Consider the following 14,078-nt stretch of genomic DNA (forward strand, 5'->3'; position numbering starts at 1 on the left):
TTTTTGACGTTGATCTGTTTGTGATGTGTTTTGCCTGTGATTTATAGGCTAGAATGCAGGTGATTAACGATGAGTATCGTTGCGTAGGTTTATTGCCTGTTTAGTTTACGAATGGATGATGTGTGTTATGGCTTCCTTAAATAAAGTGTTGTTGATTGGTAATCTTGGTCGTGATCCGGAAGTGCGTTACATGCCAAACGGTGAGGCTGTTGCCAATTTCAGTATCGCAACAACTGATAACTGGAAAGACAAGAGTGGTCAGAAGCAAGAGCGTACAGAATGGCATAACATTGTCATGTACCGTCGCTTGGCCGAGATTGCCGGGCAATATCTGAAAAAGGGCAGTTCTGTCTATCTGGAAGGGCGTTTGCAAACGCGCAAATGGCAAGATAAACAGACTGGTGCAGACCGTTACACAACCGAGATTGTGGCTGACCAGATGCAAATGCTGGGTGGCCGTACCGGCGCAGGTGGTAGTGCCGATTTTGGAGCGTCTGATGATGGCGGTTTCTCTGCACCTCCAGCTTCTGCTCCGTCTCAGCAGTCTTATGCCCCACCCGCTGCCAGTGCGCCGCGTCCGGCCCAGCGTCCGGTTATGGATGATTTTGCTGATGATGACATTCCATTCTGATACTGTGCTAAAAATATAGCCGTGAGAATGACAGGACAAGACCCGCTTAGTGCGGGTTTTGTCGTTTATTGACAAGCAAAACTGGCCGGTTCGGTTATGCTTTTGCACTAATTTGACCGGTTGTTTCAAGATACTTGGAACAACTGATTTACCCGACGACATACAGCAAGTATTCACATTTAAAATTTTCACTCTTCTGGAGATGCTCATGGATGTTCGCGCAGCAGTTGCCCATAAAGCGGGTGCCCCACTGACAATTGAAACCGTACAGCTGGAAGGCCCAAGATTTGGTGAAGTTCTGGTGGAGATCAAAGCGACCGGGATTTGCCATACGGACGAATTTACCCGTTCGGGTGATGATCCTGAAGGTATCTTCCCTGCCATTCTCGGCCATGAAGGGGCTGGTATTGTGGTGGATGTCGGACCAGGTGTGACTTCTCTCAAGAAGGGGGATCACGTCATTCCGTTGTATACACCTGAATGTCGTCAATGCAAATTTTGTCTGAGCCAGAAAACCAACCTGTGCCAGGCGATCCGGACGACTCAGGGTCAAGGTCTGATGCCGGATGGCTCCAGCCGCTTCTCATTGAATGGCGAGAAGGTTTTTCATTACATGGGGACGTCTACATTTGCAAACTACACGGTCGTGCCGGAAATCGCCCTGGCAAAAATTCGCGAAGACGCGCCTTTTGACAAGGTCTGCTACATTGGTTGTGGTGTGACGACCGGCATTGGTGCCGTGATCAATACCGCCAAGGTAGAACCTGGTGCCAATGTCGTCGTATTTGGCTTGGGGGGCATTGGCCTGAACGTGATTCAGGGGGCTCGCCTGGCCGGTGCCAACAAGATCATCGGGGTGGATATCAACCCGGCCAGACGTGCACTGGCAGAGAAATTCGGGATGACTCACTTTGTAAACCCGAAAGAGGTTGAGGGGGATCTGGTTCCGTATCTGGTGCATCTGACCGATGGCGGTGCCGACTATAGTTTTGAATGCATCGGCAATGTGGATGTTATGCGCCAGGCACTGGAGTGCTGTCACAAGGGCTGGGGTGAAAGTATCATCATCGGGGTTGCCGGTGCGGGTAAAGAAATCAAGACCCGGCCATTCCAGCTGGTGACCGGTCGAGTCTGGAAAGGGTCTGCATTCGGTGGCGCCCGTGGACGTACGGATGTACCCAAGATCGTGGACTGGTACATGGACGGCAAGATCAATATTGATGACTTGATCACGCATGTCATGCCGCTGGAAGACATCAATAAAGGGTTTGACCTGATGCATTCCGGTGAATCCATTCGCAGTGTGGTGGTATTTTGATGAAAGCAAATGCGATTGACACTATTTCTGCCCACAAGGCTTTTGATGGAGTTCAGGGCTTTTACAGCCATGAATCCGAATCTTGCCGGGGACAGATGAAGTTTTCTGTCTATCAGCCACCTCAGGCAACTTCTGGCAAAGTACCCGTGTTGGTGTATCTGGCCGGGCTGACATGTACAGAAGAAACCTTCATGATCAAGGCCGGCGCGCAGCGTCTGGCCAGCGAACTGGGGATGATGCTGGTAGCGCCGGATACCAGCCCGAGACATGCGGCTGTTGCAGGGGAGTCTGATAGCTGGGATTTTGGTGTGGGTGCCGGTTTCTATGTAGATGCAACCGGACACCCATGGTCTGCCGCATATAATATGTACAGTTATGTGGTAAAAGAATTGCCTGCCATCCTGGCTGAGCATTTTCCTGCGGCGGATCTATCCCGTATGGGGATTTTTGGCCATTCGATGGGCGGGCATGGTGCACTGACCATCGGGTTGAAGCATCCTGAACTTTTCCGGTCGTTGTCTGCATTTGCACCGATTGTGGCGCCGATGACGTGTCCTTGGGGTCAAAAAGCCTTTACCGGATATCTAGGTACGGATCAGGCACAGTGGAAGGCCTATGATGCCTGCCAGTTAGTCCAGCAATCATGCTTCCCGGGCGAGATTCTGATTGATCAGGGAACTGCAGATAAATTTCTGGTTGAGCAGCTTAAGCCTGAGCTTTTTGTAGCAGCTTGCAAAACGGCCGGGCAGTCACTCAATCTGCGTATGCACGATGGTTATGATCATGGGTATTACTTTATTAGTACCTTTATGGAAGACCATCTAAGGCATCATGCCAAAGCACTAGGTAAATAAGTGTATTACCCTTAAAATGGGCTGCCTGAAGGCAGCCCATTTTTTATGGGGCTGATTACAAAATGTACCTGGTCAATGCTTGCAAATTGACCGGTTGAGGTTTGCGCTGGAGCCAATTGGTGATTTATCTGAAACTCATTTTAACGACCCTGTTCTGGGGTGGTTCGTTTATTGCGGCGCATGTTGCCGTTGGCTCATTGCCACCCATGGTGGCTGCCTGGTTAAGATTTCTGATTGCATGCATTTGCCTGTTTGGTTTGATGTACCGTAAAGAAGGCCTGCCATCCCTGAGTAAACAGCAGTTATTGGCTGTGTTTGGCCTAGGGGTTACCGGAATCCTTGCGTACAACTATTTCTTCTTCAAGGGCTTGTCCCTGATTCCTGCCAGCCGGGCGGCGTTACTGGTGGCGTTAAACCCCATTTTGACAGTTGTGGCCGATGCGCTTATCTTCCGGCGCCGTTTGGCGCTTAGCAGGCTGGTTGGGGTGGTTTTGTCTCTGGTGGGGACAGTATGGGTCGTTAGTCAGGGGAACCCGGATTTTCTGTTGCAGATGCATGGTGGAATGGGGGAGCTGATCATTCTGGGAGCCTGTCTTTCCTGGGTGGCTTATACCATGATCAGCAAGCTGGCTGTTACCGGGCTTTCTCCGCTGACCAGCACAACGTTATCCAGCCTGATCGGCTTTGTGCTGATAACTCCGTTTGCCCTGAATGAAGGGTTGATCGGTTTTCTTCCCGGTTTGCACATGAAAGACTGGTATCTGGCGGCTTATCTGGCCATTCCTGGTACAGTGCTTGCATTTAGCTGGTATGCCGAAGGTATCAAGGCAGTTGGCGCCCAGCGAACCATCATTTTTACCAACCTTGTTCCAGTATTTGGGGTGCTCTTGTCTGTCATTTTGTTGGGCGAACACCTCAGCATGGCTACCTTGCTGGGTGGGTGTTTAACGGTGGTTGGCGTTTTCCTGACCAATCGTCCTCAACCTGTAAAAGCTGTCGGGTAATTTATGATTCCTGTTCTTGTTTTTGATATTGAAACCATCCCGGATGCTAACGGATTGCGGCAGTTGCAGGAGTTTCCGGATAACGCAAGTGATGAAGAAGTCATCAAGCTGGCCATGGAACGACGGCGTGAATCGCATGGTCATGACTTTATGCCATTACATGTACAAAGAGTCGTCGCCATATCGTGCGTATTAAGGTCTGATGCTGGATTCAAGGTATGGTCACTGGGAGAGCCAGACGAGCCTGAAGCAGCCCTGATTCAGCGTTTTTTTGATGGTATCGCACGTTACACACCGCAATTGGTTTCCTGGAATGGCGGCGGTTTTGATCTGCCCGTGCTGCATTATCGGGGCATGATCAATGGCGTAGTAGCACCACGTTACTGGGATCTGGGGGAGGATGACAGAGAGTTCAAGTGGAACAACTATATCAGTCGCTACCATACCCGCCATATGGACCTGATGGATCTGCTTGCCTTGTATCAACCGCGTGCAAATGCACCGCTGGATGATCTGGCCAAATTGTGTGGTTTTCCGGGCAAATTGGGGATGGATGGCAGCAAGGTATGGCAGGCTTTTCTGGACGGGAAAATCGGTGAGATCCGTGACTATTGCGAAACCGATGTCGTTAACACCTATCTTGTGTATGTGCGCTTTCAATTGATGCGTGGAACCCTAAGCCCCGAGGCTTATGCCAATGAAGTTGCTTTCGTAAGAGAACACCTTACCAGATTGCCGGGTGCGCATTGGCAAGCCTATCTTGAGGCCTGGAAGTAACACAAACAGGCTTAACAAAATTTATCATCCATTTAATACACTTGCAGAACAGACATGAAAGACGACAAGTATCCGGTAACCACAGCGGTAAGGGCACTGCGTGCAGCCAATGTGCAGTTCACGCCTTTTTTATATGAATACGTGGAAAAGGGCGGAACACGTGCCAGTAGTGAGGCGCTTGGGGTTGCAGAACATTTGGTCATCAAGACCATTGTGTTTGAAGATGAAAGCAAGCAGCCCCTGATTGTCTTGATGCACGGGGATATGGATGTTTCTGCCCAGGCACTGGCCAGACTTATTGGCAAAAAGAAGATTACCCCTTGCCAGCCTGAGACTGCCAACAAGCACACAGGCTATCTGGTGGGGGGGACTTCCCCGTTCGGCACACGCAAGTCCATGCCTGTTTATGCTGAAGCAAGCATTCAGGCACTCGACACATTCTGGATCAATGGGGGGAAACGTGGTTTTCTGGTCAAGATGAGCCCTCGGGATCTATTGCAAGTACTGGATATCCAGTTTGTTACGGTTGGCGTCTGATTTTTCGTCTCAGACCATCAAAATGGCAAAGTATTGCTAGGCATCGCGAATCTAATTGTTCTATGATAAATGGATTGTTGGTGTGCTTAAAGTTAGATTTCAAAAGGCGATGTCGTGATGGGGGTTGTGACCAGATTACCTGATAGCCTGGGCCTGTTGAGTAATAGCTTCAGCGTCTTGAATGCACTCACCAGCCCGGTATGGATTTTTGATATTGATGAGTCGCGGATTTATTGGGCAAATCCGCCGGCACTTGATATCTGGAATGCCGAATCCTTGACTGCACTGCAAGACCGCGACATGGCGGCAGACATGTCTCATGCCGTCACCCGCCGGTTGCAACAATACCAGCAAGACTTTGAGCGCAATCAGGCGCGTTTTACCGAGATCTGGACCCTGTACCCGAAGGGGGTCGCCAAGACGTTCAAGGTTTTCTTTAGTGGTATCCGTCTGGAAGATGGCCGTGTGGCCATGCTGTGCGAAGTTGAGAGTGAATATCGGGGAGACCCGGAGACCTTGCGCAGTGTTGAGGCATTACTGCATACCAATACCATGATCTCCCTCTATTCGCCTGATGGGGATGTGCTGTATCAAAACCCTGCTGCCAGAGCGTCATTTCCCCTGAATCTGATTCCTTATCCTTACGGGTTTGCCGCACAAGAAGATTATTTGCGTCTGAAAAGTACAATGGATCTGCATGGCTTTTGCCAGCAGACGGCGCTGATGATGACCAACCACGGAAAGCGCTGGCATGAAATTTCTGCCCGTGTTTGTCATGATCCGGTCACTGGAGAGCAGGCCATTCTGGTCAGCGAACTGGATGTCAGTGATCTGAAAATGGCCGAGGGCAAGGCGAGTTATCTGGCAGAACACGACATTCTGACAGGGTTGCCTAACCGTAACTATGTGCTGCAGCACTTTGAAAAACAGTTACAGGTACTGTTATCACACGGTCAGGAAGCTGCACTGATCTTCATCGATCTGGATCACTTCAAGCAAGTCAATGATTCGCTGGGGCACACGGTTGGGGACATGTTGCTTGTACAGATGGCCAGCCGGTTGACCGATCTGATGAACCCAGGCGACATGCTGGCCAGACTGGGTGGGGATGAGTTCGTCGTATTGAGTACGGCGCGGCATATCGAAACCCATGCAAAATCATTATGTGAGACCTTGCTGGAGCGATTAAGTGACCCGCTTGTTGTTTCTGGCTCTCTCATTCACCCCACCTTATCGATAGGGGTTAGCCTTGCCCCGAAAGATGCAAAAGACATTAACCACTTGATGCGAAATGCAGACTTGGCCATGTATCGGGCCAAGGATGAGGGGCGAAACCGTTACGCATTTTTTACCCGGGATCTGACAGAGGCAATCCAAAGCCGGCATGTGCTTGAAAACGAGTTGAAACATGCGCTGGTGAATGATCAGTTCGAGGTGTTCTTTCAGCCCCGGATCAATGCAAAAAATGGTTGTATTACCGGGGCAGAGGCTCTTGTCAGATGGCGTCACCCTGAAAGAGGGATTATTGCCCCCGGTGTGTTTATCACGTTATGTGAGGACTGCGGGATTATTGACCAGCTGGACATGTTCGTATTGCACGAAGCTATCCGCTACCAAAAAATCTGGTTGTCGCAAGGCTGGCATCTCAAAATATCCGTCAATTTGTCGCCACGCCAATTTGCGAACCCTGAGTTAGCGGAGGACATATGTGCCATGTTCACCGAGTTATCAGCCAACCCTGCAGATTTTGAACTGGAAATTACCGAGTCTGCGCTGCTCGGGAATGATCACAAAACCATACAGATGCTGACCCGGCTTCAGGATTCCGGCTTCAGTATTGCAATTGACGATTTTGGTACCGGGTATTCAAATCTTGCCTATCTACGTCGTTATCCGATTGACTGCATGAAGATAGACAAATCGTTTGTGCAGAAACTGGATGAGTTTGAAGCTATTACGGGTCTGATTGTTGCGCTCGCAAAAGTCATGAACCTGAAAATTGTCGTGGAAGGGGTTGAGACGGAAGCGCAACTGGCATGGCTGAAGGAGCAGGGATGTCACGAGTATCAAGGTTATCTGTTTAGCCCGCCAGTGCCACCAGAGCTATTTGCATCCTACAGAGACAGGCAAGAATTCAGGTCAATGGATAGGACCGAATAAACACAAAGGCCTGCATTTAGCAGGCCTTTGTGTTTATTGTGTAGCATGGGGAACTGGGCGACAGGGAGATCAGTCTTCCAGCAAGCCTGCTGCAATAAATGTATTTTCCATCAGTGAAGCAACCGTCATCGGGCCGACACCACCTGGCACAGGGGTAATCCAGCTTGCTTTTTGTTTGGCAACTTCATACTCAACATCGCCCGTAATCCGGTCATCATCCAGCCGGTTAATACCCACATCCAGAACAATGGCACCCGGCTTGATCCAGTCACCTTTAACGAACTGTGGACGACCTACGGCAGCGACAACAATATCGGCACGCGATACATGCTCAGCGAGTTCCTTGGTGGCACTGTGGCAAACCGTAATCGTACAGCGCGCCATCAAGAGTTCCAGCGCCATCGGGCGGCCGACAATATTGGATGCGCCGACAACAACCGCATTTTTACCCACCAGGTCTTCGCCGGTTTCTTCCAGTAGGGTCATCATGCCTTTGGGTGTACAAGGTCTCAGGAGAGGCATCTTCTGTGCCAGGCGGCCGATATTATAGGAGTGGAAACCATCCACATCCTTCTTGGGGTCAATAGCGGCAGTGACTGCATCTGCATCAATGTGTGCAGGCAATGGCAACTGGACAAGAATGCCATCCACTTCCGCATCATTATTCAGCTTGTTAACCAATGTCAGCAAATCAGTCTGAGTTGTCGATGCTGGCAACTCATGGGAAATGGAGCGAATACCGGATTTTTCGCAGGCATTTTTCTTGTTTCTGACATAGATTGCGGAGGCAGCGTTGTCGCCCACCAGCACAACGGCCAGTGTCGGGCTGCGTTTTCCCTGTGCAATCAAAACCTTGGTGCGTTCGGCCAGCTGATTAATAATCCGTTGAGAAATGGATTTACCATCAAGAATGCGTGCAGTCATGGGGAGGCTATATTCATTATGTTGTGAAAGCCGAATTATCTCACCCAATAGCCGCCTGACTCAAGCAAGAAAAAATTTGACACTCCCTTATGATCTAGGTATAGTCACGTCCTCCGGTTCGGTGTGTAGCGCAGCCTGGTAGCGCATCTGGTTTGGGACCAGAGGGTCGGGAGTTCGAACCTCTCCACACCGACCAAATTAAAAAAGCGCAATGTGCAAACATTGCGCTTTTTTAATTTTCAGGCCTTGTCATTGCATCACGCGATGAAGGCCAGGATTTGACATGCATTTAGAGTGTGTTATATTCGCAGTCCCTTGAAACATGAACATTGTTCGGTTCTATTGTAGAATGTCTCGTGATTCTGGTTGTAGCAGTTGTTTTTCAAAGCGGCAGTAGCTCAGTTGGATAGAGCAGTGACCTTCTAAGTCACCGGTCGGGGGTTCGACTCCCTCCTGTCGCGCTCTGATGTTCTCTAGGTAATACCCCTTTTTTCCCGATATTGCATGCGAATACGCCAACGGTGTTGTTATACTCCGTCCAAAGCATTGATGAATTGAATCCAGGATTTGATTTCGTCTTGCCTTGTGTATTGATGGTGTTTCTTACGTTTTCCATTAAGGGTGTGAAATGTCTCATCTTTGGTCTTTTCTGATTCAGAATACGCTCTTGATTGCAGCAGCATTGCTGCCAATTATCAATCCGGTTGGCCAGGTACCGATATTTTTGTCGCAAACCAAGCAAGATACTGCGGCAACCCGGAATATCCTTGCCCGAAAAACAGCCATTTATGGCTTCTTTGTCATTCTGGTGTCGCTGGAAATCGGGTCTTATGTCCTGAATTTCTTTGGTATTTCGATTCCGATCGTGAAGGTGGGGGGCGGGTTGCTGGTGACATCGATTGGCTGGAGTCTATTGAATCCGGATGAAACACCAAAATCCGCTGTTGAACTTAACAAACCCAGATATGGCACGGCACTGAAAAAGGCATTCTATCCGCTGACATTCCCGCTAACGGTTGGGCCCGGGTCTATCTCTATTTCCATTACGCTGGGCGCATCTGTGCCTGATAGCCGTATTGAAGACTTATACTGGTTGCCAGCCGGTGTGGCCGGTGCTGCCATCATCGGGGTGTGTATTTTCATCAGTTATCGCTTTGCCGATAAGGTCAGCAAGTTGCTGGGGGAAACCGGGACTCATATCTTCTTGCAGCTTTCTGCCTTTATCGCTTTGTGCGTCGGCTTGCAGATTACCTGGGGTGGGGTGCTGGAGCTTGCGCACCTGTTGCAAAAGTCTCTGGCTGCCGGCTAATGCTGGCAAATTGATGAAATCCGATGTTTTGGTACGTTCGTTCTTTATCAATTTTTTAAAGCATGGTATAACGACGCCAACCTATATTTGCCGTACTGGAATTTCCGCTTATGTCAAAGCTATACGATGAATCGTCCGTCAGGGTATTAAAAGGCCTGGAGCCCGTAAAGGAGCGTCCCGGGATGTATACCCGGACCACGGACCCTACTCATATTTGCCAGGAAGTAATCGATAACGCGGCAGATGAGGCATTGGCTGGTTTTGCCAAGAAAATTGAAGTCACGTTGCATCATGATGGTTCTTTGACCGTTGCAGATGACGGCCGCGGCATACCGGTCGGTTTGCATCCGGATGAACACGTACCTGTTGTCGAATTGGTATTTACCCGTTTGCATGCCGGGGGCAAGTTCAATAAAAAGGATGGCGGCGCGTATAGCTTTTCTGGCGGCTTGCATGGGGTCGGTGTGTCAGTCACCAACGCCTTGTCAACCCGGCTGGAGGTTGAGGTCATGCGCGAAGCCAAAGTGCACCGGCTGGTGTTCTCTGGCGGTGACGTGATTGAGCCGCTGGCGGAGATTGGCACTTGCGGGCAAAAACGTAGCGGGACCAAAGTCAGGGTTTGGCCAGACGCAAAGTATTTCGAGTCTGCCAAGGTCAGCATCCATGAGCTTGAGCGCTTGCTGCGTGCCAAGGCGGTACTGCTGCCCGGCACGACTGTAACGCTGAATCAGGAAAAGGCAGACGGCACGATAGAGGCCAAAAACTGGACCTATCCGGAGGGTTTGAAAGGCTATCTGGCAGAGCTGTGCATGGATAGTGAGCTGATTGTCCCGATTTTTGCCGATGAACGCTTCTGTGGAAGACCAGCGGAGGGCGACGCATTTGCCGAGGGGGAAGGTGCTTCCTGGGCGGTGGCCTGGACCAATGAGTCTGGGGGCGGTGAGTCTTACGTGAACCTGATTCCTACGGCGCTTGGCGGTACACACGAAGCTGGACTGCGTACCGGCTTGTTTGAAGCATTACGTGATTTTATCGATCACCATAATCTGCTGCCCCGAAACGTCAAATTGCAGGCGGAAGATGTCTGGTCACGAGTGCGGTATGTATTGTCGGCCAAAGTTCTGGACCCTCAGTTTCAGGGTCAGACTAAAGAGAAGCTCAACAGCCGTGAAGCACTGAAACTGGTCGCCAGCGTGGTGCGGTTGCCATTTGAAGTATGGCTGAACCAGCACGTTGAAGAAGGCAAGAAACTTGCGGAACTGGCCATTGCACAGGCCATGAGTCGTTTGCGCTCAGTCAAGAAGGTGGAGCGTCGCAAGAGTTCTGGTATCGCCGTACTGCCCGGGAAACTGACGGATTGCGGATCAGAAGATACTGAGCGGAACGAATTGTTTCTGGTAGAGGGTGATTCTGCCGGTGGGTCTGCCAAACTGGCGCGAGATAAAGAATACCAGGCCATTTTGCCATTACGCGGCAAGGTGCTGAACTCTCTTGAAACACCACGGGAGCAGCTGTTTGCCAATCGCGAGATTGCCGATATTTCTGCATCCATCGGGGTGGATCCGCATGATGTCACTGAGCCGGATAGCGTTTTGTCCGGTTTGCGGTATGGAAAAATCATTATCCTGTCGGATGCGGATGTGGATGGTTCGCACATTCAGGTCCTGCTGCTGACCCTGTTTTACCGGCATTTCCCGAAGTTGATCGCAGCCGGACACATCTATATTGCCAAACCCCCACTGTACCGGATTGATACTGCGAGCCAGGGTAAAGGACGTCCTGCACGCAAGTTCTATGCGCTGGATGAAGCCGAGCGCGAGCATATTCTGGAGCGCCTGACAGACGAAGGTGTTCGTGAAGATCATATCAGTGTTGGTCGTTTCAAAGGTCTGGGTGAAATGAATGCAGACCAGTTAAAGGAAACGACCATGTCCACAGATACCCGGCGTTTGTACAAGGTCAGTATTGTGGATGGTGCCGAACATGATACCCGGCAATTAATGTCCATGCTGATGGGTAAAGGCGAAGCCTCCGGTCGGCGTGAATGGATGGAACGACGCGGCAATGAGGTTGAAGCAGATATTTGACCTTGGGTTGCCATAACCAGAAGTGCGATCTGGATCCTTGAATTTATAAATCCCTTTTAATTGGCCAGTCATGACCGAACAAGTGATAACAACCGAGCTACCTGATGATGCATTGGCATTAGGCGATTATGCCGAGCGTGCCTATCTTGAATACGCCATGAGTGTTGTGAAGGGGCGTGCTTTGCCTGACGTGGCAGACGGACAGAAACCCGTCCAGCGCCGTATTCTCTATGCCATGCGCCGAATGGGGTTGACCTCGACAGCCAAGCATGTGAAAAGTGCCAAGGTTGTGGGTGAAGTACTGGGTAATTACCATCCTCATGGTGACAGCGCTGCTTACGAGGCGATGGTCCGCCTGGCCCAGGATTTTGTGATGCGCTATCCGCTGGTGGACGGGCAGGGGAACTTTGGTAGCCGCGATGGTGATGGTGCAGCTGCCATGCGATATACCGAAGCCCGCCTGACCCCGCTGGCGGAACTGTTGCTTTCTGAACTCGATCAGGGGACCGTTGATTTCATTCCGAACTACGATGGTACCAATCAAGAGCCTCTATTGTTACCTGCACGCCTTCCCATGGTGTTGCTCAATGGTGCATCCGGTATTGCAGTGGGGATGGCCACAGAGATTCCGCCACACAACTTGAGAGAGGTAGCGGCTGCGGCGATTGCGACGCTGGAAAACCCGGATATCGATATCGCCGAGTTGCGGACTTTCATGCCTGCACCGGACTTCCCCGGGGGCGGGCAGATCATCAGTAGTGATCAGGAGCTGCAGAACGCTTATGAAAGCGGGCGTGGCAGTTTGCGTGTCCGGGCGCGTTGGGAAGTCGAGCAATTGGCCCGTGGTCAGTGGCGGGTCATTGTGACAGAGTTGCCGCCGGGCACGTCTACCCAAAAAGTGTTGCTGGAAATCGAAGAAGCAACCAATCCACAGATCAAATCCGGCAAAAAGGCTCTTACGCCTGAGCAGCAGACCATCAAAACCCTGATGGTGGGTTTGCTGGATAAAGTACGTGATGACTCGGACCAGAACAGCCCGGTGCGTCTGGTGCTTGAACCCAAATCCCGGACGATTGATCCGAATGAGTTCATGGCCGCCTTGCTGACGCATACCAGCCTGGAAACCTCCGCTTCATTGAACCTGGTTATGCTGGGGTTGGACGGACGGCCACAACAGAAGAATTTGAAGCAAATCCTGCAGGAGTGGGGACAGTTCCGTTTTGCAACGGTAACCCGTCGCTTGCAGCACCGCCTGAGTCAGGTTGAAAAGCGTATCCATATTCTTGATGGTCGCATGATCGCCTTCTTGCACATTGAAGAAGTGATTCGTGTGATTCGTGAGTCGGATGAGCCAAAGCCGGCACTGATGGCGCGTTTTGGTCTGTCTGACATTCAGGCGGAAGACATTCTCGAGATCCGGTTACGCCAGCTGGCAAGACTGGAAGGGTTCAAAATTGAATCCGAGCTGAAAGGGCTGAAAGAAGAGCGCGATCAGCTCAACCATTTGCTGTCGAATGAAGATGCTCGCCGCAAGTTGGTTATTGATGAAATCCGTGCCGATGCGGAAAAATTTGGTGATGACCGCAGAACCGTGATTGAAGAGGCCGTCCGTGCCGGTGCTGCTCGGGTAGTGGCAAATGAACCAGTGACCATTGTGCTCTCCAAAAATGGCTGGATCAGAGCCAGAAACGGGCATGGTGTTGACTTGGGCAGTTTGGGCTTCAAAGACGGTGATGGCCTGCTGGCAGCTCTGGAAACCAGAACGATCCATCCTGTGATTGTGCTCGATAGCAACGGACGCAGTTATCAGATTGATCCGACTGATGTCCCGACAGGCCGTGGTGATGGCGTGCCGGTGGCCACACTGATCGAGCTGCAGGACAAGGCAAAAATTGTTCAGGTCTTTTCTGCGCCAGCCGATCAGACCGTGTTGGTCGCCAATACCGGTGGCTATGGGTTTGTCTGCAAGGTGTCTGACATGTTGACCCGCCAGCGTGCCGGTAAGGTTTTCATGTCGCTAGAAGCAGGTGAAAAACCGCTACCACCACTTCTGGTGCCGGATGAGCGTGCAACCGGTTATTTTGCGTTCTTGTCTGATGCCGGGAAATTGCTGCTAGTAACTGCGCCGGAAATCAAAATACTGCCTAAAGGCCGTGGCGTTATTCTGATGGGTCTGGATAATGGAGACCCGCTTGCCAGCCTTGCCTGGTGTGAAACCGAGCGTTTTGAAAGCAATATCACCCTGAGAACAGGGCGGGTTGAGAATGTGGCGCTGGAAGGGGAGCGTTTTGCCGAGTACCTGGGTAAGCGTGCCCGTAAAGGCAAGGCATTCCTGAAGCGTGGTCAGTCGATGGGCAGTTTGTTTTAAACACAGGAATAAATCGGATCGTCACGAGTCGCCCTGATCCAGATGCATGGCGACTTATGACGCGCTAGGGTGTTCTGTGCCGAGTACAGTATAATCGTCGATATGGTCA

The 14,078-nt window shown here is 50.9% G+C and carries 11 protein-coding genes and 2 tRNA genes; 12 read left to right on the top strand and 1 reads right to left on the bottom strand.

Annotated elements, in window-relative coordinates:
* The first annotated feature begins 127 nt into the window (after positions 1 to 127).
* From ssb to F552_RS0110350, 7 genes are all read left to right on the top strand, one after another.
* Entirely contained in the window at positions 128 to 631 is a 504-nt protein-coding gene (gene ssb, locus F552_RS0110320; RefSeq protein ID WP_018151663.1) for a single-stranded DNA-binding protein, read from the top strand.
* 208 nt (positions 632 to 839) lie between these two features.
* Positions 840 to 1,949, top strand: a complete 1,110-nt coding sequence (locus tag F552_RS0110325) for an S-(hydroxymethyl)glutathione dehydrogenase/class III alcohol dehydrogenase (RefSeq protein ID WP_018151664.1) — start codon at positions 840 to 842, stop codon at positions 1,947 to 1,949.
* Entirely contained in the window at positions 1,949 to 2,803 is an 855-nt protein-coding gene (gene fghA, locus F552_RS0110330; RefSeq protein WP_018151665.1) for an S-formylglutathione hydrolase, read from the top strand. Before F552_RS0110325 ends, fghA begins: the two co-directional genes overlap by 1 nt.
* Before the next feature lie 119 nt (positions 2,804 to 2,922).
* Complete coding sequence (locus F552_RS0110335; RefSeq protein ID WP_018151666.1) at positions 2,923 to 3,807, top strand: DMT family transporter; 885 nt, start codon at positions 2,923 to 2,925, stop codon at positions 3,805 to 3,807.
* Between the two features lie 3 nt (positions 3,808 to 3,810).
* Positions 3,811 to 4,584, top strand: coding sequence for a 3'-5' exonuclease (locus tag F552_RS0110340; RefSeq protein ID WP_018151667.1), 774 nt, complete (start codon positions 3,811 to 3,813; stop codon positions 4,582 to 4,584).
* Positions 4,585 to 4,638: 54 nt separating this feature from the next.
* Positions 4,639 to 5,121, top strand: coding sequence for a Cys-tRNA(Pro) deacylase (gene ybaK / locus F552_RS0110345; protein ID WP_018151668.1), 483 nt, complete (start codon positions 4,639 to 4,641; stop codon positions 5,119 to 5,121).
* A 117-nt stretch (positions 5,122 to 5,238) separates the two neighbouring features.
* A complete protein-coding gene (locus F552_RS0110350; protein ID WP_018151669.1) occupies positions 5,239 to 7,281 on the top strand; it encodes a putative bifunctional diguanylate cyclase/phosphodiesterase in 2,043 nt (680 codons plus the stop codon).
* A gap of 69 nt (positions 7,282 to 7,350) precedes the next feature.
* Here F552_RS0110350 and folD read toward each other — a convergent pair whose 3' ends face one another.
* Positions 7,351 to 8,205 (bottom strand): bifunctional methylenetetrahydrofolate dehydrogenase/methenyltetrahydrofolate cyclohydrolase FolD, encoded by an 855-nt coding sequence (gene folD / locus F552_RS0110355; RefSeq protein ID WP_018151670.1) that lies wholly within the window; start codon positions 8,203 to 8,205, stop codon positions 7,351 to 7,353.
* Positions 8,206 to 8,324: 119 nt separating this feature from the next.
* Between folD and F552_RS0110360 the strand changes: the two genes are divergently transcribed.
* The 5 genes from F552_RS0110360 (at position 8,325) to parC (ending at position 13,969) form a co-directional block, all read left to right on the top strand.
* Positions 8,325 to 8,401, top strand: a tRNA-Pro gene (locus F552_RS0110360).
* A 191-nt stretch (positions 8,402 to 8,592) separates the two neighbouring features.
* Positions 8,593 to 8,666, top strand: a tRNA-Arg gene (locus tag F552_RS0110365).
* A gap of 167 nt (positions 8,667 to 8,833) precedes the next feature.
* A complete protein-coding gene (locus F552_RS19075) occupies positions 8,834 to 9,514 on the top strand; it encodes a MarC family protein (RefSeq protein WP_018151671.1) in 681 nt (226 codons plus the stop codon).
* A 110-nt stretch (positions 9,515 to 9,624) separates the two neighbouring features.
* Entirely contained in the window at positions 9,625 to 11,601 is a 1,977-nt protein-coding gene (parE, locus tag F552_RS0110375) for a DNA topoisomerase IV subunit B (RefSeq protein WP_026182608.1), read from the top strand.
* A 70-nt stretch (positions 11,602 to 11,671) separates the two neighbouring features.
* A complete protein-coding gene (gene parC, locus F552_RS0110380) occupies positions 11,672 to 13,969 on the top strand; it encodes a DNA topoisomerase IV subunit A (RefSeq protein ID WP_018151673.1) in 2,298 nt (765 codons plus the stop codon).
* Positions 13,970 to 14,078 lie beyond the last annotated feature (109 nt).

Origin of the sequence: Leeia oryzae DSM 17879, from assembly GCF_000376945.1 — a bacterium.
Taxonomy (GTDB): domain Bacteria; phylum Pseudomonadota; class Gammaproteobacteria; order Burkholderiales; family Leeiaceae; genus Leeia; species Leeia oryzae.